At 41.1% G+C, this 22,921-nt stretch carries 25 protein-coding genes; 16 read left to right on the top strand and 9 right to left on the bottom strand.

What is annotated here, in order from left to right; genetic code table 11:
* The first annotated feature begins 181 nt into the window (after positions 1 to 181).
* The gene (locus AL038_RS18975; RefSeq protein WP_414635093.1) at positions 182 to 472 is read left to right on the top strand and encodes a type ISP restriction/modification enzyme; all 291 of its coding nucleotides are present in this window, start codon (positions 182 to 184) and stop codon (positions 470 to 472) included.
* A 234-nt stretch (positions 473 to 706) separates the two neighbouring features.
* On the opposite strand, the gene pssA is transcribed toward AL038_RS18975, so the two are convergent.
* From pssA to AL038_RS14925, 6 genes are all read right to left on the bottom strand, one after another.
* A complete protein-coding gene (pssA, locus tag AL038_RS14950) occupies positions 707 to 1,477 on the bottom strand; it encodes a CDP-diacylglycerol--serine O-phosphatidyltransferase (RefSeq protein WP_062154143.1) in 771 nt (256 codons plus the stop codon).
* A 70-nt stretch (positions 1,478 to 1,547) separates the two neighbouring features.
* Positions 1,548 to 2,564, bottom strand: coding sequence for a ketol-acid reductoisomerase (gene ilvC, locus AL038_RS14945; protein WP_062155564.1), 1,017 nt, complete (start codon positions 2,562 to 2,564; stop codon positions 1,548 to 1,550).
* A 98-nt stretch (positions 2,565 to 2,662) separates the two neighbouring features.
* Positions 2,663 to 3,157, bottom strand: coding sequence for an acetolactate synthase small subunit (ilvN, locus tag AL038_RS14940; protein WP_062154142.1), 495 nt, complete (start codon positions 3,155 to 3,157; stop codon positions 2,663 to 2,665).
* The gene (locus AL038_RS14935) at positions 3,157 to 4,884 is read right to left on the bottom strand and encodes an acetolactate synthase 3 large subunit (RefSeq protein WP_101539164.1); all 1,728 of its coding nucleotides are present in this window, start codon (positions 4,882 to 4,884) and stop codon (positions 3,157 to 3,159) included. The genes ilvN and AL038_RS14935 overlap by 1 nt, the downstream gene beginning before the upstream one ends.
* Before the next feature lie 517 nt (positions 4,885 to 5,401).
* On the bottom strand, positions 5,402 to 5,920 hold the full coding sequence (locus tag AL038_RS18830; protein ID WP_062154138.1) for a DUF4351 domain-containing protein: 519 nt from the start codon (positions 5,918 to 5,920) through the stop codon (positions 5,402 to 5,404).
* A gap of 160 nt (positions 5,921 to 6,080) precedes the next feature.
* Positions 6,081 to 7,121 (bottom strand): Rpn family recombination-promoting nuclease/putative transposase, encoded by a 1,041-nt coding sequence (locus AL038_RS14925; RefSeq protein ID WP_062154136.1) that lies wholly within the window; start codon positions 7,119 to 7,121, stop codon positions 6,081 to 6,083.
* A gap of 240 nt (positions 7,122 to 7,361) precedes the next feature.
* Between AL038_RS14925 and AL038_RS14920 the strand changes: the two genes are divergently transcribed.
* The 3 genes from AL038_RS14920 (at position 7,362) to AL038_RS14910 (ending at position 11,049) form a co-directional block, all read left to right on the top strand.
* Positions 7,362 to 7,532, top strand: coding sequence for a hypothetical protein (locus tag AL038_RS14920; protein ID WP_161575470.1), 171 nt, complete (start codon positions 7,362 to 7,364; stop codon positions 7,530 to 7,532).
* A 538-nt stretch (positions 7,533 to 8,070) separates the two neighbouring features.
* Positions 8,071 to 8,472, top strand: coding sequence for a M67 family metallopeptidase (locus AL038_RS14915; protein WP_062154132.1), 402 nt, complete (start codon positions 8,071 to 8,073; stop codon positions 8,470 to 8,472).
* 69 nt (positions 8,473 to 8,541) lie between these two features.
* Positions 8,542 to 11,049 (top strand): EAL domain-containing protein, encoded by a 2,508-nt coding sequence (locus AL038_RS14910; protein ID WP_083991543.1) that lies wholly within the window; start codon positions 8,542 to 8,544, stop codon positions 11,047 to 11,049.
* A 119-nt stretch (positions 11,050 to 11,168) separates the two neighbouring features.
* On the opposite strand, the gene pabB is transcribed toward AL038_RS14910, so the two are convergent.
* From pabB to AL038_RS14895, 3 genes are read right to left on the bottom strand one after another with little or no spacing between them, the layout of a single operon-like run.
* A complete protein-coding gene (gene pabB / locus AL038_RS14905; RefSeq protein ID WP_062154130.1) occupies positions 11,169 to 12,530 on the bottom strand; it encodes an aminodeoxychorismate synthase component I in 1,362 nt (453 codons plus the stop codon).
* Positions 12,511 to 13,581 carry a hydantoinase/oxoprolinase family protein gene (locus AL038_RS14900; RefSeq protein ID WP_062154128.1) on the bottom strand — a complete coding sequence of 357 codons (1,071 nt, stop codon included), beginning with the start codon at positions 13,579 to 13,581 and terminating at the stop codon, positions 12,511 to 12,513. Before AL038_RS14900 ends, pabB begins: the two co-directional genes overlap by 20 nt.
* Positions 13,568 to 14,569 (bottom strand): ATP-grasp domain-containing protein, encoded by a 1,002-nt coding sequence (locus tag AL038_RS14895; RefSeq protein WP_062154126.1) that lies wholly within the window; start codon positions 14,567 to 14,569, stop codon positions 13,568 to 13,570. The genes AL038_RS14900 and AL038_RS14895 overlap by 14 nt, the downstream gene beginning before the upstream one ends.
* A 177-nt stretch (positions 14,570 to 14,746) precedes the next feature.
* Here AL038_RS14895 and modB point away from each other — a divergent pair, with 177 nt between their 5' ends.
* The 12 genes from modB to AL038_RS14835 all read left to right on the top strand — a co-directional run bounded on the left by modB (position 14,747) and on the right by AL038_RS14835 (position 22,906).
* Positions 14,747 to 15,427 carry a molybdate ABC transporter permease subunit gene (gene modB / locus AL038_RS14890; protein ID WP_062154124.1) on the top strand — a complete coding sequence of 227 codons (681 nt, stop codon included), beginning with the start codon at positions 14,747 to 14,749 and terminating at the stop codon, positions 15,425 to 15,427.
* A gap of 38 nt (positions 15,428 to 15,465) precedes the next feature.
* Positions 15,466 to 16,236 (top strand): molybdate ABC transporter substrate-binding protein, encoded by a 771-nt coding sequence (gene modA, locus AL038_RS14885; protein WP_062154122.1) that lies wholly within the window; start codon positions 15,466 to 15,468, stop codon positions 16,234 to 16,236.
* 45 nt (positions 16,237 to 16,281) lie between these two features.
* A complete protein-coding gene (locus AL038_RS14880) occupies positions 16,282 to 17,031 on the top strand; it encodes an ABC transporter ATP-binding protein (protein ID WP_062154120.1) in 750 nt (249 codons plus the stop codon).
* Positions 17,032 to 17,209: 178 nt separating this feature from the next.
* Positions 17,210 to 17,737 carry a DsbE family thiol:disulfide interchange protein gene (locus tag AL038_RS14875; RefSeq protein WP_062154118.1) on the top strand — a complete coding sequence of 176 codons (528 nt, stop codon included), beginning with the start codon at positions 17,210 to 17,212 and terminating at the stop codon, positions 17,735 to 17,737.
* Between the two features lie 4 nt (positions 17,738 to 17,741).
* Positions 17,742 to 18,200, top strand: coding sequence for a cytochrome c-type biogenesis protein (locus AL038_RS14870; RefSeq protein WP_062154116.1), 459 nt, complete (start codon positions 17,742 to 17,744; stop codon positions 18,198 to 18,200).
* 265 nt (positions 18,201 to 18,465) lie between these two features.
* Entirely contained in the window at positions 18,466 to 19,083 is a 618-nt protein-coding gene (locus tag AL038_RS14865; protein ID WP_062154113.1) for a glutathione S-transferase family protein, read from the top strand.
* Positions 19,084 to 19,122: 39 nt separating this feature from the next.
* Complete coding sequence (locus AL038_RS14860; RefSeq protein ID WP_062154111.1) at positions 19,123 to 19,422, top strand: YciI family protein; 300 nt, start codon at positions 19,123 to 19,125, stop codon at positions 19,420 to 19,422.
* A 28-nt stretch (positions 19,423 to 19,450) separates the two neighbouring features.
* Positions 19,451 to 19,732, top strand: a complete 282-nt coding sequence (locus AL038_RS14855; RefSeq protein ID WP_236839405.1) for a BolA family protein — start codon at positions 19,451 to 19,453, stop codon at positions 19,730 to 19,732.
* A gap of 22 nt (positions 19,733 to 19,754) precedes the next feature.
* Complete coding sequence (locus AL038_RS14850; protein WP_062154107.1) at positions 19,755 to 20,606, top strand: peptidylprolyl isomerase; 852 nt, start codon at positions 19,755 to 19,757, stop codon at positions 20,604 to 20,606.
* A gap of 246 nt (positions 20,607 to 20,852) precedes the next feature.
* The gene (gene smpB / locus AL038_RS14845; protein ID WP_062154105.1) at positions 20,853 to 21,320 is read left to right on the top strand and encodes an SsrA-binding protein SmpB; all 468 of its coding nucleotides are present in this window, start codon (positions 20,853 to 20,855) and stop codon (positions 21,318 to 21,320) included.
* Entirely contained in the window at positions 21,317 to 21,754 is a 438-nt protein-coding gene (dtd, locus tag AL038_RS14840) for a D-aminoacyl-tRNA deacylase (protein ID WP_062154103.1), read from the top strand. The genes smpB and dtd overlap by 4 nt, the downstream gene beginning before the upstream one ends.
* A gap of 45 nt (positions 21,755 to 21,799) precedes the next feature.
* On the top strand, positions 21,800 to 22,906 hold the full coding sequence (locus AL038_RS14835; protein WP_062154101.1) for an ABC transporter substrate-binding protein: 1,107 nt from the start codon (positions 21,800 to 21,802) through the stop codon (positions 22,904 to 22,906).
* The last annotated feature ends 15 nt before the right edge of the window (positions 22,907 to 22,921 follow it).

Below are 22,921 nucleotides of genomic sequence, written 5' to 3'. Positions count from 1 at the left end.
TTTATTCATCCTCTTTCTAGTAGATGTATATACATCAGAAAAACATAAAAAAACGCGGGTCTAGTCTCGCGTTTTTTTATTTTAGTCATGCCAATAAGTAAAGAGTTGTTGCTCTGAATACCCAGAGACTAAACGTCACAACTAATCATGGAAGCGGATAAAAACGACTGTAACTTTCCTATTGAAGGCAATAATCTTGTCGATAAAATTGAATACTAAAAATAATAAGATTTATATCAATAAAGCCAAATATTTTTATAATGTTAGCCCTATCATTTGGGATTTTTACATCGGCGGCTATCAAAAATGGCTGAAAGATAGAAACGGCAGAACAGTAAGTTATGATAACTGTATGCAGTGCCTTTATATTTTAGTCGCCATAGAAAAGACTCAAGACTTGATGGCGCAGATTGATGTAATTTCATTTTTTTTTGCGCTGTCCCAGAAGCCCCTAAAATATAAGGTGTTCTAAGAAAATTATTGATAGAAGAATCTAAAAATGCGATTTTTCAGTGTAACGGATAAAAACAACAAAGAAGGGAAAAGCAAGAAATCAGGAAATTCTGCTTTTTTAAATTAATTAGGTATAAATTAGCCATTGATTACGCTTTATCGACGTTGGCATTTTCCTCATTCCCACACTCAAAATATGGAAATGAGTTTAAATAATCCCAAAAAGCTCCAACGTAAATAAAAACCTAACCGACTAAATTGGCGGTTTTGGTGTAGTGTCCACTACTCCGCGTTTTCCTCGAAACCATTGCAAGACAAACATCACAACACCAGATAAGGCGTAAATTAAAAATGTGCCAAACAGCATTTGTGACGGGCTAATTGCGATTAAGACAATGACAACAACAACTAATAGAATGTTCATAAATGGTACTTTATCGCGGTCTATGTCTTTAAAACTGCGAAAACGAATGTTGCTAACCATTAAAAAGCTCATCAACAGCGTTATGACTAAGGCGAGATAACTTAACGTTTCGCCTGCAATTTGATAATCCGTCGCAACCCACACTAAACCCGCCATTACCGCAGCCGAGGCGGGACTTGCTAAGCCCTGAAAATAGGCTTTATCAATTTTACCCACATAAACATTAAAACGCGCTAAACGTAATGCAGTTGCTGCGGTATAGACAAAGGCAGCTAACCAACCCAGTTTGCCTAATGAGGATAATGACCATTCATACATGACTAACGCGGGCGCGAGTCCGAATGAAACGAGGTCCGATAAGCTATCGTATTCTGCTCCAAAATGGCTTTGGGTATTAGTCATGCGAGCAACGCGACCATCTAAACCGTCTAATACCATGGCAATAAAAATCGCAATCGCGGCGGCTTCAAAATGACCTTTTATTGCGGCGATAATGGCGTAAAACCCCGCGAATAAAGCGGCAGTGGTGAAGAGATTCGGTAATAAATAAATACCACGGCGACGGTGGGGAGGCGTGGGAATTGGAGATTCTGGGGACATAACGTCCTCACACAGCAGAGAAAATGGCAGGAATTCCGTACACAGCAAGTGCTGTGTACGGTGTCAACAATTAGTTCTTGGAACGGTCAACTAAGCGGTTGGCTTTAATCCAAGGCATCATGCTACGTAATTTTTCACCAACTTGTTCGATGGGGTGTTCCATCGCAATACGGCGAGAGGCCTTGAGGGTTGCTGCACCTGCTTGGTTTTCTAAAATGAATTCGCGGGCAAATTGTCCTGTTTGAATTTCTTTCAGGATTTTTTTCATTTCTTCTTTTGCAGCAGGCGTAACCACACGAGGACCGCGAGTAATGTCGCCATATTCTGCGGTGTTAGAAATGGAGTAGCGCATATTGGCAATACCGCCTTCATACATGAGGTCAACGATGAGTTTTAATTCATGTAAACACTCAAAGTATGCCATTTCTGGGGCGTAGCCTGCTTCGACTAATACTTCAAAACCTGCTTGGACTAATGCTGTCGCACCACCGCATAAAACGGCTTGTTCCCCGAATAAGTCGGTTTCAGTTTCTTCACGGAAAGAGGTTTCAATAACCCCTGCGCGACCACCACCGATGGCGGAGGCGTAAGATAAAGCGATATCACGGGCTCGACCAGATGCGTTTTGATGCACGGCGATTAATGCAGGAACACCGCCACCATTGGTATAGGTAGAACGGACTAAATGACCGGGTCCTTTAGGGGCTATCATGATGACATCGAGTTCTGCACTGGCTTCAATTTGTCCAAAATGGATATTAAAACCATGAGCAAAGGCAATTGCCGCGCCTTTTTTGACGTTAGGGGCGATGCTGTCGCGGTAAATCTTGGCCTGATGTTCGTCAGGCGCGAGAATCATAATTAAATCAGCCATTTTAACGGCTTCTTCAACTGATTTTACCATTAAGCCTGCATTCTCAGCTTTCTTTGCGGAATCTGACCCAGCCCGTAAACCGACAACGACATTAACACCAGAATCTTTTAGGTTATTAGCATGGGCATGACCTTGTGAGCCATAGCCGATGATGGCAACTTGTTTGCCTTTGATTAAAGATAAGTCTGCATCTTTGTCGTAATAAATATTCATCATGTTGGTGTTCTCTCCCAAAATTATTCTGTGTAACGAGGGTTTAATCTGGCGGGTGTTACCCTTTCCTAAGCAGTAATAGGAAAGGGGGTAGTCTATTATAAATGTAAACTTTTGTTACCACGTCCGATGCCTAATGCACCTGAGCGGACGACTTCTACAATCAGCGTCGGTTCTAGGGATTTGATAAACGCATCAATTTTATCTCCCGGTCCTGTCATCTGGATGGTGTAGGTCGCATCGGTTACGTCGATAATTTGTCCACGGAAAATGTCCGTTAGGCGTTTAATTTCATCGCGTTGATTGCCTGTGGAGGCTTTGATTTTAATCAGGAGTAATTCCCGTTCAATATGCGCGCCTTCACTCAAATCAATGAGTTTAATCACATCAACTAATTTATTTAGTTGTTTGGTGATTTGTTCAATAATTCCGTCTGAACCACTAGTAACAATGGTCATGCGTGAAACAGAGGGGTCTTCAGTCGGCGCGACGGTGAGGGATTCTATGTTATAACCGCGAGCAGAAAATAATCCCGCCACCCGAGATAACGCTCCTGCTTCGTTTTCTAGTAAAAGAGAAATTGTGTGACGCATTAGGCTAATTCCCTGTCAGGTGCTAACACCATTTCATGTTGACCTTTACCCGTTGCAATCATGGGATAAACGTTTTCTGCTTGGTCAGTGACAAAATTCATAAAGACTAAACGGTCTTTCATGGCAAAGGCTTCACGCAACGCGCCTTCCACATCTTCAGGTTTTTCAATCAGCATACCGACATGTCCATAACTTTCGGTTAATTTGACAAAATCAGGTAATGCATCCATGTAAGAGTGGGAATAACGTTTGTTATAAAACATTTCTTGCCATTGGCGCACCATGCCCATGTAACGATTGTTTAAGTTGATTATTTTCAACGGCAATTCGTATTGTTTGGCAGTGGATAATTCTTGAATACACATTTGAATGCTAGCTTCACCTGTTACACAGGCAACAGTTGCCTCAGGATGCGCTAATTGCACACCAATCGCAGAGGGCAAACCAAATCCCATCGTGCCTAAACCACCCGAGTTAATCCAACGACGGGGCTTGTCGAATTTATAAAATTGTGCCGCCCACATTTGATGTTGTCCAACATCGGAGGTAATAAACGCATCACCGCCTGTGACTTCGTACAATTTTTCGATAACAAATTGTGGTTTAATCAACTTACTCTTGCGGTCAAAATGTAAGCAATCGGTTGCACGCCATGCGTCAATTTGCGCCCACCATGAGGCTAATGCATCAGAATCGGGCATTTTACCTGTTTCACGTAAGGCTTTGAGGGTTTCCCGTAGCACGCGGTCAACAGCACCGACGATAGGCACATCAACCCGCACATTTTTGGAAATAGACGCGGGGTCTATATCCATGTGGATAATTTTGGCATAAGGGCAGAACTTTTCTAAATCTCCCGTCACACGGTCATCGAAACGCGCACCAATAGCAATGAGCACATCACACTCGTGCATTGCCATATTCGCTTCATACGTACCGTGCATCCCTAACATGCCCACATATTGCGGGTCAGTAGCAGGGAACGCGCCTAAACCCATTAGGGTTAATGTGATGGGATAGCCTAATAAACGTGTAAATTCAGTGAGTTCTTTTGCACCTTCACCCAATACCACACCACCGCCTGCATAAATCATCGGACGTTTTGCAGACAGGATTAAATCAGCGGCTTTACGGATTTGTCCGGGATGACCATTTACAACAGGCTTATAAGAACGCATGTCGATTTTATCGGGATAATTAAAAATGGTGCTATTAGCGGTCACATCTTTAGGAATATCCACTACCACAGGACCGGGACGACCTGTTGTCGCCACATAAAATGCCTTTTTAATGGTTTCGGCTAAGTTTTTAACATCTTTGACTAAAAAATTATGTTTCACGCATGGGCGTGTAATACCAACAGAGTCAACTTCTTGAAACGCATCATTACCGATTAAACTGGTTGGAACTTGACCCGTGATAACGACCATCGGGATAGAATCCATATAAGCGGTGGCGATACCTGTTACCGTATTGGTTACACCGGGGCCAGAGGTAACCAGTACTACACCAGGTTTGCCTGTTGCACGGGCGTAGCCATCTGCCGCGTGCGCCGCCGCTTGTTCATGGCGGACGAGAATGTGTTCGATTTTATTTTGCTTAAAAAGCGCGTCATAAATATGTAACACTGAACCGCCTGGATAGCCGAATATAAACTCCACACCTTCTTCGGCTAGGCAGCGCACAGTGATTTCTGCACCTGTCAACATTTCTTGATTACTGGGCATAGTAAGTGGCCCCCCCGTGTCATACATTAAACAAAAACTATATAAGTTATAGTGAACAAACTATTGAACTGTATCAATGACCTTTAGCATTATATGGAAATTAAACGATACAGTGTAAACCGTTAAAAATACCAATCCCTAGATTGAAGGTCAAGCGTTATAAAAAATTGTCTAGTATATTTTTTTTAAAATCGCTTGAAAAGTATTTATATTGAGGGAGAGGGGCAAGGGACAAATTTTAGTGAGGATTGGATGTTTTAATGGTTGTATAGAACTCATCATTGAATAATTTGCATTTCACAATGAGTTCTATAACAAGCGAAGAAGCCTGATTAAAATAGAAAAATTCGCCAACATTTCTCAGTTTTGAAATAAAATCTAGTGGATTTGAAACAATCCAAAAGAATTATGAGAAGAAGAGAGTGAAGATTGGCGCATTTTACTCAAAAAACATAGGCCAATGAATGATGAGCCACTAGAACAGAGCATGAAAACGAGAACCAGCGAACAAAAAACATTAATTCGTTTTCACCCATTGCTCACAAAAAACGGTTAATGATTCAGCTAATACGGCTTGTTTTAAACAGGTTTCTAGTAAATTCATCTCCGTCATACTTTTTACTTGCTCGACAAGACTAAGTGGTAACTCACCAAAACGGGTTTCTAATATCATTAAAATATCCCGTTGTTTTTCTTCTTGCCTGCCACGTTGTAACCCAAAATATTCACCCTGTTGTAAACCTTGTTGTAATCCTTGTTGTAACCCCTGTTGCACACCTTGTTGTACGCCTATTTGCATTCCTTCGGCATACCATTGTTGCACGCGTTCTTCTAACATAATTCTAACCTCTTCTAATTCATTAATAACAGGCATCGGGGTATTGGGTAAATGGCGCGGTAAATAAATTTGTTTTAACCATGCTACAAATGCCCGTTTTAATCCTGCTTGTTCGGGGGAGTCTAACCAGTCCGCTAAGGCTTTGATGACTTCTACTATTATAGTATCTGCTTGTTCATGATTTCGGCTATTTTCCATGCGAAATAATGCCGCAACAAGGTTTTTTAAGGGCGATAGTTCTGCATCTTGATATGCTAGATAACATGCAAATAGACGAGGTTTTTAAATAACACCTGCATGATGTGACGGACATTCCCATGCTGACGCATGGGAGTAAGCACTGTATAGGCAAAGTATGTTAATTCGTTTTCACCCATTGCTCACAAAAAACGGTTAATGATCCAACTAATACGGCTTGTTTTAAACAGGTTTCTAGTAAATCCATCTCCGCCATACTTTTTACTTGTTCGACAAGACTAAGTGGTAACTCGCCAAAACGGATTTCTAATATCATTAAAATATCCCGTTGTTTTTCTTCTTGCCTGCCACGTTGTAACCCAAAATACTCACCCTGTTGCAATCCTTGTTGTAAACCTTGTTGCACACCTTGTTGTACACCTATTTGCATTCCTTCGGCATACCATTGTTGCACGCGTTCTTCTAACATAATTCTAACCTCTTCTAATTCATTAATAACAGGCATCGGGGTATTGGGTAAATGGCGCGGTAAATAAATTTGTTTTAACCATGCTACAAATGCCCGTTTTAATCCTGCTTGTTCGGGGGAGTCTAACCAGTCCGCTAAGGCTTTGATGACTTCTACTATTATAGTATCTGCTTGTTCGTGATTTCGGCTATTTTCCATGCGAAATAATGCCGCAACAAGGTTTTTTAAGGGTGATAGTTCCGCATCTTGATACGCTAATTCGTCTATGAGTAAGTAGTGTAGTTGTGGGCGATATTGTGCTAACCCTTCAGGTGCGGGATGAATCAAACTGTCTAGTGAAATTGGGGCGTTCCAGCGTTGATTGCCATTGTAGAGAACTAAAGGCAAAACGGGGGGGAGTTTGTCATGACGATTGAGTTTTTCGGTTTTTATCAGATGTTGATAGAGTAAGCCAATGTAAACCCACAGGCGAATTGCCATAAAATCATCAATAGAGGATTGAAATTCTAGGATGATGTAGATGTATAGCCAATTTTCTTGATAACGAACGCGCCAAATCAGGTCATCATTGCGACTGTGGAATTTTTCGCTGATAAAATCGGTTTTGTAGGGTTCTAAGGTGTTGAAATCGACATTTTCTACCCATTTTTCATGTACAAAGCCTGTGAGTAGGTCTTTAACCATTTCGGGATAGGAAAAGAGCAGTTTGTAGCTGGTGTCGTGAAGATTCATCGCGTTTTAGCCCGTTTAGAGAGAATTGCGCAAGTTAACAAATAAGTAAATTTTTTTATAGAATCCTTTCATAAAGTTAATTATCTATGCGTAGATTCACCTATTTCAAATTATATCTAAACCCTTTATTTTTCCATTCCAGCACCTAAAACTACTATGGACAAGGATCGTAAAAGTGATTTGTGAGTAGGGAACAACTCAATTACTTTAGTTCTTCCATCATATCTTGAGGTGCAGAGCATGAGCAAAGCCAAAAAAGAAACCCCCCGTAACAGCAAGTTTCAAGCCGTTGATCGGGATAATTTGGTACAAATGGCGCGTGAAGCAACTTCCTATGTTATAGAAAACCGAAGTTTGGCACAGAACGACCTTAGCTCAACAAAACAAGAGACACCACATAGCATGAAGTAGTTAGGTTAGGCATACCGATTTTATTCTCGTTTGTATCAAAAAACGCGAACAGGCGGAAAATGAAGAATATCAATACAATTTTCACGCTTAGCTCTCTCATAAGGAGAGGAAATGTAACGATTTATGGTATGGTTCAAAAAAAGCAGTTGCCTTTGTTAATACCATCACTTTTGGAGTCAGTTTCCCCTTGTACTCCACCCGTTACCCTGAATTGAACCATATCTTTTTTATTTTTTGATCTTGTAATGTATTTACTAAGGTTATGATAATAACGGATTAGCATGTTTGACATGTTAATCCGTTTTTTTGTGTCCTTTTTCTGCCTATCAATCACGCTAAAACCTCCGCAAAAGCAATACAAATACCACCACCTCAAGCAATCTTATCCGTTATTCATCTCTAGGTTTTGTACCTTGTGAGAAGTCTAATAAATTCGGTTTATCATTTTTGGGTAAGTTTTACGCTATTGCGATAAGATAAATGTATCGCACAATTACTCACGTTTTTCCGCCATTTGGCGCAATAGGGGAATCTTGTTATGCCCATGACTGTTCAATTACCGCGTTTATTGGTTTTAAAATTGCTTGAATATGCACAACACCAAGCCAATCTTGACGTTTACGGGTTAATTGGTCAAACCGAGGGCGGTTCGTTGCACTGTTATCCAGCAACAACGCACACCCCCCATACAGTTGACCCGCAGCAATACGCAGAATTATTTAAACAAATGGAACAACAGCAACAACAATTATTCGCTGTTTACCGTTCTTACCCAACTGCTCCCGCGTATCCAGCGTCACACGATACGGTGCTAACCCTTTATCCGAATGCCTTATATTTAATCATTTCTTTAAACACAAAAGGAGTTTTAGAAATTCGGGGTTTTCAACGCCATGCTGATTGTATTCAAGAAGTGGTACTAGAAGTGCCAACAGAATAAACACATGAAAGGTTTACATAATAATTGGAGGGGGAGTAATAATTATTTATTGTTTTAACAGGATTATACATGCTGCAACGTGCCAACTTTTTAACGCATTACATACGCAATGTTCCTACCTATGTTGTCTTGGTCGCGCCACCGATTGTTTTACTGAGTATTTTCGTTTTCCTCAAAACATGGCTGATTGTGAATCGTCAAGAAACGCTTGAACTTGTACTTATTATTTTGCTTTTTTTAGGCATTGTATTCTCTACTTTTTTAGGCATTATTATTAATCAGTTGATTACGCACCCTATTCGTCGTCTTAATCAAGCGGCTAGTGAAATTGCACAAGGACATTTAGAAAAACGGGTGCCTGTCACAGGTATGCGGGAATTAGCTACGCTTGCAGAAGCCTTTAACGTGATGGCGGCACAATTAGAAGATTCGTTTTTAACCCTCGCACAACGTGAATCACGCCTACAAGAAGCGCAACGTCTTGCCCACATTGGTTATTGGGAACGTAATTTAGTCACCGAAACAGCATTGTGGTCAGATGAGTTATATCGTATTTTTGGTCTATCGCCAACGGATTCATTAACCAAAGAAGGTTTTTTGCAATGTGTACATCCTGAAGACCATTGGCACGTGGAACAAGCGATTTATTTAACAATTCATCAACAACAACCCTATGACGTGGAATATCGGCTTATTCGTCCAACAGGAGAAGTCCGCCATGTGCATACTTTAGGACGTGTTGTTTATGATCAGCATGATAAACCACTGTATCTTATTGGTTCAACACAGGATATTACTCAGCAAAAACAGGCAGAAATCGCGCTGCGTGAAGCAGAAGCACGTTACCGTAGCATTTTTGAAAATGCCTTAGAAGGTATTTTTCAATCATCCCTTGATGGACACTATATTGCTGTTAATCCTGCTTTAGCGCGTATTTATGGCTACACGTCTCCCGACGCGTTAATGAGTCAACTAACTAATATTGCTAAACAACTTTATGTAAATCCACAACGACGTATTGAGTTTATTCAAGCCTTACAAAAATCAGACGAAATTATTGATTTTGAATCAGATGTTTATAAAGTAGATGGAACAATCATTTGGATTTCAGAATATGTGCGTGCATGTCGGGATACGCAAGGACGCTTATTGTATTATGAAGGTATTGTAACTGACATCACCGAGCGCAAACGCACAGAAGAACAACTTAAACGCTATGCTTATCATGATGTTTTAACAGGATTGCCCAATCGAGTTAAATTTATTGAAGCCCTACAACAAGCGATTAATCATCGTCAGCAAGACTCCAATTATACCTTTGCAGTCCTCTTTTTAGATTTAGACCGATTTAAATTAGTCAACGACAGTTTAGGGCATCTTATCGGCGATAAATTATTGATAGAAGTCAGTAATCGCTTAAAAGACTGTGTTCACGCGCATGATATTATTGCCCGTTTTGGTGGTGATGAATTTCTAGTATTACTCACGAATATTAAGAGTCAACAAGAAGTATCCCGCACAGCACGACGCATTTATCAACTGCTAACCCAGCCATTCATGATTGATAATCAAGAAGTCTTCACCAGTACCAGTATTGGTATTGCACTTAGCACCTTAGGCGGTACAGAACCCAGCGATTTTTTACGTAATGCCGACCTCGCACTTTTTCAGGCTAAGTCGCAAGGCATGGGACGTTATGAAATTTTTAACACCAATATGCACACCAAATCATTGGCTAGACTGCAACTAGAAACCGATTTACGCCGCAGTTTAGAACGCCAAGAATTTGAAGTGTATTATCAACCGATTATCCACTTAGAAAGTCAGCAGATTTGTGGTTTTGAAGCCTTGTTGCGTTGGCAACATCCCACGCGAGGCATGATTTCGCCATTGGAATTTATCCCCTTAGCCGAGGAAACAGGGTTAATTACCACGATTGGTTGTTGGGTGTTATACCAAGCATGTACGCAAGTTAAAATTTGGCAGGCTGAATTTCCACAACTTTATCCGCTAACGATGAGTGTAAATTTATCAGCAAAGCAGTTTTTGCAACCCAACCTATTAGACCAAATAGAACAAACGATTATTGCAACCAATTGTGAACGCACACACTTAAAGTTAGAGTTGACTGAAAGCGTCCTTATGAATAATGCCGTGACCATTAGCCAAACATTGACGCAAATTCGTCAACTAGGGATGCAACTTAGTATTGATGATTTTGGTACGGGTTATTCCTCCTTGAGTTATTTACATCGTTTTCCGTTGAATACACTCAAAATAGACCGCTCATTTATCAGTACCTTAGCAGGGTCTAATGAGCATCTTGCCATCGTACAAACAATAATTACATTGGCACACAATTTAAATATGGATGTAACCGCCGAAGGGGTGGAAACGCCCGAGCAAATGGCGATTTTACGAGAATTAAAATGTGAACAAGCACAAGGCTATTTATTTGCTAAACCAATGAATGTAAAAGATACTAATCTATTGTTAGAACATGCTCATCAGACAGCATTACTTGGTAAGCCTATGCAGTGGGGATTTTCATCTGAAACGCCATTATCAATAGTATAGTTTTGAATGTACTGATTTTATGGTGCAGCATTTCCCCCAGAAATGGGGGGAAATTTTCGATTTTTAAATTCAGCTAATTTTGTTAATCCCGAAAATTCTAGTTTAGATGAATACGTTGCCTATAACGTTGCAAATAAGGCTAAAAATGCGCGTGCTTTATCAAAAGTTTCCTGATATTCGCTTTCCAATTCAGAGTCATACACAATACCGCCACCCGCCCAAAAACGTAAGGTTTCTTGCTGATAAATGGCGGTACGAATAGCAATATTGCTGTCCATTCTGCCGTCAAACCCGATATAACCAATACTGCCACAGTAAACACCCCGTCTATGAGGTTCTAAAGATTCAATAATTTCCATTGCCCGAATTTTGGGCGCGCCCGTAATAGACCCCCCCGGAAAACAACCGCGTAAGACATCGACAGCATGATTTTTCTCATACAACTGCCCTGTAATGGTGCTAACTAGATGATGAACAGTGGCAAAACTTTCTAAAGCGAATAATTTAGGTACTTGAATGTGGTGACAAGTTTTACTCAAATCATTACGTAATAAGTCAACAATCATGACATTTTCTGCTTGGTCTTTATGACTATTTTGGAGCGCGTGAGCTAATACCTTATCTTGTTGTGGGTCTGAGTGACGGGGGCGTGTGCCTTTAATGGGTTTAGTTTGTACTTGTCCGTCAGTTTGCACTTGTAAAAATTGTTCAGGGGAACAGCTCAAAATCGTTGCAAAGGGATACTGTAGAAACGCACCATACGGCACGGGGTTTTCTTGACGTAATTGAGCATAACTTGCCCACGCATCGCCTACCATTGGCAGGCTAAAACATTGTGCAAGATTGATTTGATAACAATCACCTGCTTGAATATAATCTTTAATTTTTTGAAATGCTTCTGTATATTCCGCTTTACTTAGATTGGAGCTAACAGGTGCGAGAGGACGTAAGGGGGGAGCGAGGGGGGAATTATCGGTGATTGGATTACTAAATAAAGTGCGTAAATTGTCCCACCGTTGAAATGTTGTTGCATCACGTCCTTGTCCGACTAACCATGTTTGTTGTTGTTGATGGTCGCTAACAACCGCCCAATCGTACAAACCAATTGCCATATCAGGTAGATTTTTATGTTGATGGGCGATAGTAGGGATTTTTTCTAAGTAACGCCCTAAATCATAGCCAAAATAGCCAATTGCTCCGCCACAAAAAGGAATATTGGGTAGTGGAATAACTTTATCACCTAGCTGTTCGCGCAGACATTGAAAGGGGTCGCCATAATAATATTGTTGTTTTTGCCCGCGAGTAATCGTGGTTATGCCGTTAGTCGTTGTCAGCGTACAATAAGGGTCAGTGCTGAGAATGTCATAGCGTCCCCGTCCACCACTATCCAGTAAAACACTCCAAGAATGTTGCGCAAATAGGGAAAAGTAGTGGCTAATCTCTGCAATGTAGGGCAGTGATTCAACGCGAACAGTGTTCATTCCAAATTCTCGCAAGGTAAGCAACCGCAACGGCTGGCGCGCAAAGTGTCGCCGCTTTACGTAATGACAGGTCGTTAGTCTGAATAATTTCCGCAAAATCAATAAAGGGGCGGTCATACCAAGTGGCAAGTTTACGCACCACAAAACTACCTGCACCTGCACCAATAAAAGGCGCGTCTGTAGCAAGTAGTTGACGTGATAGTTGAATATCAATGGCATCCATAATGCGGCGGGCTTGGCAATCAATTAAATAACGGGCGACACTTTGCCATTTAGGCAATTCCGCAACATTGACATCCACCCCCAACATCCGTGCGACTCGTCTTGCACTGTCTATTGGCGTTTTATCTTGTCCATCAGCCGCAGGCATCATGTCTAATTGCTCATCTAGCGCGCCAACTAAGCGATAAATATCCGCAGTTGTAGCAAAGTGTTCTGCCATTAAGGGTTGCCATGAACCATAAAAAGGCACTTGATTAGTAACCGTCATCAGAGGGGTACGCACCACCCCCGTATAAACCAATTCGCCCGCGTGCATCCGTTCAAAATCGCTATAACCACGATGATTGATAGTTGCTTGTTCAATCAGCAATAAATCGGTAGTTGTGCTACCCATATCAATTAACAAGCCTTGTTCTATCGTTTGCCCTGTTAATAATCCTGTTGCTAACCAGTTCGCAGAGGCAACGAGTTCTGTATGCTGCATGGCTTGTTCTGAGGTTAATAAACCACCTGTTCCCCCAAAGAAAAATAAATGCCCCTCTTCAATATGTTGTGCAAGCACACGAATTAATTCACGCACTCCCGTAGCACGGTCAGGAAATAAATCGACTAATTCCCCCGTCATGGTCACGCCATGTAATGTGGTTTGTGGCGTATAAGGCAGGGAGGCAAGGGCTTCTATAATCGCTTTATGTAAATGGTCTAAACCTTGCCATAAGGGACAAGGATATTGCTTAACAAATTGTAAATGCGCTTGTTTATCTAAATAGGCAACTTTTAAATGCGCTCCACCAACATCCCAACCAATAATAGAATTATTTGATATCATGTAGGTTTCCTAGAAAAATAGCCTCGTGCGCCAACGGCATCGTGAACACCTCGTCTGAATAGAGTAAATGCAATAATAACGAGAGTGGATTTGCCTGAATAGACGTTTTTAAGCCCACATAGCTTGTCGTTAAGCGTGGATTCACTTCTACAACAAAATAATCCGTATCCGTGATTAACACATCAACCCCCACCCAACCCCATAATCCGGGAATGGCTTTTGGCAAACACTCCACCACCGCCTGAAAGCGTGAGGCAAAAGAATAAAACAGATTAACCGTTAGGGTATTTAAATGTAGTTGATGATGATTATCTACCTGAATATGCTGCTTATTAACCGCCACCAAACGGCAATTTATCCCATCCGTCAATAGGGTTAGGCTCGCTGCTTCTCCCACAATGTAGGGCTGTATGATTGGATTTGGAATTAACGGCAAATATTGTCGAATCATCGCACGTTCATTACACAAATAGGTATGCTCACAACCTGCGCCCGTATCGGGTTTAACAATCCATCCGTTAGGACTCTCAGGAAATGCTTGACGTGCTTGATAACTAGGAATAATTGGCAACTGATAACTGGCTAATTGTAAAGCGGTTTGACGCTTACTGGTTGTTAGCTGAATTGCAGGCAGACGACAACCTAATAATATTTTTTTTGCCGCGACAACGGCCTGACTAAACGTCGCTAAAACGCCCTCCGTTTCAGGTGCAACCACCAACACCATATTCGCCCATTGCAATGCCGTTTGCCAATGCGCCCGCGCTTCGTTTGTAGAACGGGGCGTATAAACCTGTATGGGCAAGTTCAACGGAGCCAAGCGATAATCGCGTAATGTACAGATTTCTATTGATTCTTTCCATTTTACCTCTACCGCGTCATTTAACAAACAACGCAACATTAAATCCCCTTCAATGACTAAAGAGTCGGGCAATGTTTGGTCTAGTAAATAGCCACTACTGATAAATTCAAAAATAAATAGACGCATTTTTAAGAACGTTAAGTAATCCAACTAGTTTATTCACATGGTAATAATAACGAATTATTACCAACCTCCACCGCTGATGGTAACGCACAATACTTGACATTTAGCCCTATTTTTAACATAAATAGCGTTATATATTTTAATACATATCCATATTATTTAGTCAGGGATAACCCCTTCATGCTGTCAGCTTGGTCGGAAATTGATTGGTTACCGTTATGGTTGACCTTAAAGGTTGCAAGTATTGCCACCATATTTGCTTTTATCATAGGCATTGCACTCGGCTATCTGTTAGCTCGCGCCCATTTTTGGGGTAAGGAAATTGTGGACGCGTTTTTAACCCTGCCTATGGTTTTACCCCCCACCGTATTGGGTTTTTACCTCCTTACCCTATTTGGCAAAAAAGGTTGGATGGGTGGTTTTCTACTCGAACATTTCAACTACACCCTGATTTTTAATTGGCATGGTGCCGTTGTTGCCTCTGCTGTCGTCTCCTACCCACTGGTCTTTAAATCCGCTCGTGCCGCTTTTGAAGGGGTTGACCGTAACTTTGAAAATGTGGCCAAAACCTTAGGACAAAATCGCACAGCCGTTTTTCTACGCGTCACTTTTCCACTGGCATGGCGGGGCATCCTTGCAGGCACAATGCTGGCATTTGCGCGGGCAATGGGCGAATTTGGCGCAACGCTTATGGTTGCAGGCAATATTCCTGAACGCACTCAAACATTATCCCTTGCCGTTTATGATGCAGTACAAGCAGGCAACGACCCACTGGCGAATGTCCTAGTGCTGATTACCTCATTAGTGTGCATCACCGTTTTAGTGATTGCGAGCCGTTTATTAAAAAGCAATTACTGGTAACTTTTTTAATTTCTTATAACACAACAAGGAGTCTATTTATGTCCTCTTTTTCTCAAGCAAAACGCTGGCTTGGCATTTCTACACTGGCAATATCACTGAGTTGGTCCGTCATAGGCTACGCGGCTGATACTGAATTAGTCGTATCCGCTGCGGCCAGTTTAACCAATGCCTTTAAAGAACTGGGCAAAAAATTTGAGAGCGAAAAAGGCGTAAAAGTCGTTTTCAACTTCGCCTCTTCCAGCACCTTATTACAACAAATCGAAAAAGGCGCGCCAGCAGATGTTTTTGCTTCCGCTGACGAAGCAACTGTTAAAAAAGGTGTGGAGAGTAAAGCATTTATTGCCGAATCCGTTAAAAACTTTGTCAGCAATAGCTTAGTCATGGTTGTACCGATAGATAGTCAATTAGGACTAACCAACACCCAACAACTCACAGGCGAAGCCGTGAAAAAAATCGGTATCGGCAGTGATAACGTACCCGCTGGGCGTTATGCCACAGAATCCTTAACCGCCGATAAACTGTTTGAAACGCTCAAACCCAAATTTATCTATGCCGACTCTGTCCGTCAAGTTCTTGACTATGTACAAAAATCAGAGGTTGACGCAGGCTTCGTATATGCAACTGATGCGCTCGTTGCAAAAGACAAAGTAAAGGTCGTTGCAACATTAGGCAATCACACGCCCATTTTATACCCCATTGCCATCGTAACAGACAGCAAACAACAAGAATTGGCTGAAGCCTTTATCAACTTAGCCCTTTCAGAAGAAGGGATGAAAATTTTAGAAACGTTTGGATTTGGAAAACCATAAAGCGTTATCTGTGGGGGATAACCCCCACAACATGAGGATTATAAAATGGCTATCGATGTCAATATTAAAAAACAGCTCACAGAAAAGCACCGCCACTTTCAACTGAATGTACAGTTTCAAGCGGATAGTGATTTCCTCGTGCTTTTTGGTCCATCAGGGGCGGGTAAAAGTTTAACCCTGCAATCCATCGCAGGACTTATTACCCCCGAGCAAGGCAACATTAAAATCAACAACAGCGTTTTATTCGATAGCGAAACGCATGTTAATATTCCTGTTCACTGTCGCAACATCGGCTATTTACCGCAAAATTACGCCCTTTTTCCCCATCTTACCGTTGCAGACAATATCGGTTTTGGGTTAAAAAAATTATGGCAATGGAAACTAAGCCATGCAGAAAAACAACGGGTACATAATATTATGTCTCTGTTTGAAATTGCTACGCTTGCACACAGCTTTCCTCGTAGCCTCTCAGGCGGACAACAACAACGGGTTGCCCTTGCCCGCGCCCTCGTCTGCAAACCAAGTTTATTATTATTAGATGAACCCTTTGCCGCCCTAAATCCATTACTCCGCACAAAAATGCGTAATGAACTGCTTCAAATTCAAAAACTATTTCAAGTTCCTGTCGTCATTATCACTCACGACCAAGCAGATGTAGATGCCTTTGGTGAAACTGTTATTGTGATTGACGATGGCAAAGCGCAACAAATTTGTGCTTATAAAGAACAATTACGCGAAACACCCGCGTTATCTGTCACAAATTTAATGTGGGCAAATAATTCCGCCTTAAATTAATTTCATATTTTATTAAACCATTACTAATCAATAGTTAAATAACATACCATTTAAAGACGATACCAACGATTGCAACAGGGCGGAAACTATTAGAAATAAGCGTTATATGCTACGCTTACCCGCTAACCCTCTCCCCGCCCCATGCGATAGAATTAGATTTTCATTATTAGGTATCAGTATGTTACGTTATTTTGCACCGCTAGGTATTTTTGCCATATTAGCCATTTTTCTCTATGTTGGTTTGGGGCTTAATCCACGCGATTTAGGCTCAACCCTCATAGATAAACCCACCCCAACATTTGCCCTTCCTCAGCTTGACAATCCTACCCAAATTTTTACCCAAGACAATTTTAAGGGTAAAGTCTCCCTGTTTAACGCATGGGCTTCATGGTGTGTGACCTGCAAATATGAACACCCGCTCCTGATGCAACTGGCTAAAAATACAAATATTCCAATTTACGGCTTAAACTATAAAGATACAGAAATAGAAGCAAAACAAGTGCTGGCCAGAGAAGGTAATCCCTACTTGGCCAATGCAGTGGATGCACAAGGACGCGTTGGTATGGATTTGGGGCTATCAGGCACACCAGAAACATTCATCATTGATAAACAAGGGATTATCCGTTACAAACACATAGGTGCGATAACGGTAGAAGATTTAGAAAAAACTATCCTGCCACTGATTAAACACCTTCAAGACAGTTAATCTTATGAAAAAACTTAGTATTATTCTATTATTTTGCTGTTTTCCACTAATGGGTTACGCACTGGATAAACCCACGATTCCTTTTACCGAAGAAAACCAAGAACACCGCTTTAAAGCCCTAATTACTGAATTACGTTGTGTTGTTTGTCAAAATCAAACCCTTGCCGATTCAGATGCTGAACTTGCCCAAGACATGCGCGATTTAATCCGAGAAAAAATGCGCGCAGGTGAATCTAATGAACAAATTACCACTTTTTTAACAGACCGCTATGGTGATTTTGTTTTATATAATCCACCATTAAAACTCAAAACGGCGATTTTATGGCTTGCCCCTTTTGCACTGATTCTTGCCGCGCTGATTTTTCTATTTTTATTTATCCGCTACCACGCAAACACCACCACAACCCCAGCAGATTTGTCTGAAGAAGAGAAAAACCGTTTAAAACAAGTGTTAGGAGAATAATAAACCACTTACCCAAAGTGGAAACTGTAGCGCGTGTTAGTCTCACATCATGCACCCTTGACACAACACGGATACCACCGTTTCAAACCGTGTTATCCGTTACCCATCTTTTCTTATATCCTTACAACTCAAGCCTTTCAAATAACCGTGACCATTTGAAATAAAAAGCGGTTTTTCTAATTAATTACACCCAGCATAAGGGTTCAGTCGTAACATACGTTACAATGACTACTTTTATTCACTTTTTGGCCATCTTCAACACACCATGAAACTGTATCTCACCCCCGGTTCTTGTTCGACAGGTATTCATATTTTACTAGAAGAAATTGGCATTGCATTTGAGGCCTATCTGGTTAATTTATTAGCAGGAGACCACCAAAAACCCGATTTCCTCATCCTCAATCCTAAAGCCTCTATTCCTATTCTCGTCCGTGATGATGGAAGCGTACTAACCGAATTTCCTGCTATTGCCCATTGGCTTGCACGTGCTTATCCAAAGGCAAAACTATTGCCAACCGACTTAGAAAGTGAAGTACGTGCCATTGAAATCATGAGCTACGTGGTTGGGACAATACACGGACAAGGCTTTACCCGCATTTTTACCACAGACCGCTTTACACCCAATGCGGCAGATTACGACGCGGTTAAAGCACGCGGGCAAGAAATCGTTTGCGAAGGATTTACAATTTTAAATCAACAGCTAGCAGGGAAAAAATATTTATTAGAACACTTTTCCATTGCTGACGCGGCATTGTTTTATGTTGAATTTTGGGCAACCCGTATTAATATTGAGTTACCCGCCCATTGTCTTGCACATTATCAACAAATGTTAACCCGTCCTGCTGTACAACAAGTTTTAAGAGAAGAAGGTTATCGTTGCTAATTAAGCGATTATCCGAACCAAGAGGAATTATAATCTATTATGTTATATGCTATTTTTTGCGAAGACGCGCCAGATTCTTTAGATACACGGATTAAAGTACGTCCTGCCCATCTGCAACGCTTAGAAACATTAAAAGCACAAGGGCGTTTAGTTTTAGCAGGTCCACACCCCGCTATTGATGCGACAGACCCCGGTGCTGCAGGTTTTACGGGCAGTTTGATTGTTGCCGAATTTGCGACCAGTGAAGAAGCCTATGCGTGGGCAGAGCAAGACCCTTACAAACAATCGGGTGTCTATGCAAAAATTAATATAAAACCTTTTAAAAAGGTTTTTCCTTAAATTTCCTACTGTAATGTGTTGGGGGCGAATGATGTCGGACAGAATTGAACGAATTAAAGAACGCTTACAGACCATTATCAAACCTGTGCATCTTGAGTTGCTGGACGAAAGCTACAAACACGCAGGACATGCGGGGGCGCGTCAAGGTGGCGGACATTTTGACTTATTAATTATCAGCACCGTTTTTGTGGGACAAAACGCCATGCAACGACACAGAATGATTTATACCGCGTTGGGTGATTTTATTCCCGCTGATATTCACGCATTAAGCATTAAAGCCTATACCCCTGAAGAATACCCATTAAATTAACACTAATAGGTTAGTGGATAATATGAGAAGAAAAATATTAATTGCTTGTTTATTAAGCGGTAGTCTTTTTGCTAAGACCACACAGGCAGAAGAATCCCAACCGACCACAACCAATAAAACGGTCGCAACGCTAAACGGAACAGCCATTACACAACAAGCGTTAGACGAGTACAAACAATTCCGTAATAAATACGCCTCTCCTGAAAATACGACCAGTGATTATGCCTTACTAGAAGAATTAATCAGCCGTGAATTATTAGTGACTGACGCACTTAAAAATGGATTAGATAAAACCCCCGCATTTACCCATCAACTAGAAGCCATGCGGAAAAATTTACTTGTCGGGCTGGCGATGGAACAGTATTTAGCCGAGCATCCATTAGACGATACGGCACTTAGAGTAGATTACGAACAAAAACTAAGCTTATCTAAAGACAAACTCCCACAAGAGTTTAATGTAAGTCACATCTTGGTTGATAACGAAGCAGCAGCACAAACGCTGATTGATGCATTAAATGCGGGAAAACCCTTTGCAGAATTAGCAAAAAGTAGTTCTAAAGATACCGTAACAGGCGAAAAAGGCGGTGAATTAGGTTGGATAACACCACAACAAGTCACAGCAAGTTTTGGGGATGCAATGGGGAAACTGGATAAAGGCTACTTCAGCCAAAAACCCATTCAAAGCGAATTTGGCTGGCATATCATTAAAATCAATGATAAACGCCCATTAAATATTCCTGCCTTTGACAGTGTCAAAGAAAAAGTACGTCAATTAATGCAAGCTGAACAAAAACAAACCTATCTTGATGCGCTAAAAACCAACAATCAGATTGAAATATTAATACCTGATACAGAAAAAACGACCACAAAATAAATCGGTCGTGCTAAACAAGCAGGAATTAATACCATCGTTTCTAAAATCAGGGTTTTTAGACTTGAACGAGATAAAAACAACTGCATTGATAACTCGGTCAATTCTGATAATCCTGAGCAGTCTGATGCAGACAGTCTCGTATCAAAAACAGACCTCTAAACAGGCAATTTAGAGGTAATTTTAATACTTACGCGGATAAATTCGCGCCCACATTGACGTTTTAATGTGTTTTTATAGTTGCTAAACATGACAAAAAAAAATCAAACCGATACGGGTACAATTTGTTTAAATAAAAAGGCAGGCTTCGACTTTTTCCTACTAGACCGCTATGAAGCAGGACTAATGCTACAAGGCTGGGAAGTCAAAAGTGTACGCTCAGGGAAAGTACAAATACGCGACTCTTACATTCTTGTAAAAGACCGCGAAGCCTTTTTATTTGGCGCGTTGATTACACCGTTACAAACCGCTTCTACCCACATTTTTCCCGAATCGCAACGCACCCGTAAGCTCCTATTAAATCGCAGTGAATTAAACAAACTCATCGGCTCTGTTGAACGTAAAGGCTTAACCATTGTTCCTACAGCGATGTATTGGAAAAATGGACGAGCAAAACTAGAAATAGCCTTAGCCAAAGGTAAAAAAGAGTTTGATAAACGAGAAACCGAAAAGGCCCGCGATTGGAATCGGGAAAAAGAACGGTTGTTTAAAAAATGATAGGACTCTTACAACGAGTGACACAAGCCAGTGTCAGCGTCAACCAAGCCATTGTTGGACAAATTGAAACAGGTTTATTGGTATTATTAGGCGTAGAAAAAACCGATACGACGACAAATGCCGACCGCCTATTAGAACGGCTGCTAACATATCGCGTTTTTGCAGATGAACAAGGAAAAATGAACATCAGCTTACGCGATATAAAAGGCGGTTTATTAATCGTGCCACAATTCACCCTGCCCGCAGACACCCGCAAAGGGACACGCCCGAGTTTTAGCACGGCGGCCTCGCCAGAACTTGGGCTAAGCCTGTTTCAGCATTTTTGCGCACAAGCCCATTTACAACACGCTACTGTTGCCTGCGGTGTGTTTGGTGCGGATATGCAAGTTACATTAATTAACAATGGCCCTGTTACTTTTTGGTTACAAGTCTAAAAGACGCTGTGACCACTGATTAAGATTGTCCTACTTGATGATTTCATGCAAAAATACCACTTTATCTTTTTGATTTTTAGCTACTTATTAAGCAATGTAACGGTAACATTGGCAGAATCTCCCGCCAAGACACTCACCGTCGTTTCATGGGGTGGAAAATATACCGACAGCCAAATCGCTGCTTATTACAAACCATTTGCAGATAAATTTGGCGTTGCTATTCAAGCAAATACATATAACGGTGGATTAGGACAAATCCGCTCCCAAGTAAAAACCCATAATATTAAATGGGATGTTGTGGATTTAAGCCTTGCCGATGCCGTAAAAGGTTGTAATGATGGTTTACTAGAACCGATTGATTTAACTTCATTTCCACCATCGTCTAATGGCATATCACCTTTAAATGATTTTTACGACATCACCATTTTAACCAGTTGCGCAGCACCGCTTGTGGTGTGGTCAACGGTTGTTGCTTACAATGAAACCGCTTTTGCAAAAGCTAAGAAAAAACCAAATAAAATAGCGGATTTATTTGATATAGAAACATTTGCAGGTAAACGCGGTTTTCGTAAAACCCCACAGGTTACTTTTGAATGGGCATTAATGGCGGATGGTGTGCCTAGCACAGAGGTTTACAATGTTTTAGCGACCGCCGAAGGTGTCGAGCGGGTATTTACCATGCTGGATAAAATTAAAAAACAAATTATTTGGTGGGACACTGGCGCACAAGCCTTACAATTATTAAATAATAATGAAGTCGTTATGACCACTATTTATAATGGTTGGGTTGCGGATGCTATCGTAAACAATGCAAAACCGTATAAAATTATTTGGGATGGACAACTATTTGATTTAGATGTTTTATCCATCGTGAAGGGAACAAAACAGTTAGATTTAGCCATTGAGTTTATTAAGTTTGCCAGTGACACACAAGCATTAGCAGAACAAACCCGTTATATTGCTTACAGCCCCGCCCGTAAATCTGCCTTAAAATATTTGCCCACCATCGCGCAGTTAGGATATGACATAAGACCCTTACTGCCCATGACCCCCGCGAATTTTACCAATGCTATCCGCTATGATTTTACGTGGTGGGCAAAACATCAAGAAGTATTAACGGACAAATTTAATGCGTGGTTAGCTCGAAATTAAAACCCCATTACCAAA

The organism is Beggiatoa leptomitoformis (assembly GCF_001305575.3).
GTDB classification, from domain to species: Bacteria; Pseudomonadota; Gammaproteobacteria; order Beggiatoales; family Beggiatoaceae; genus Beggiatoa; species Beggiatoa leptomitoformis.
This window is presented reverse-complemented; position numbering and strand designations above follow the sequence as displayed.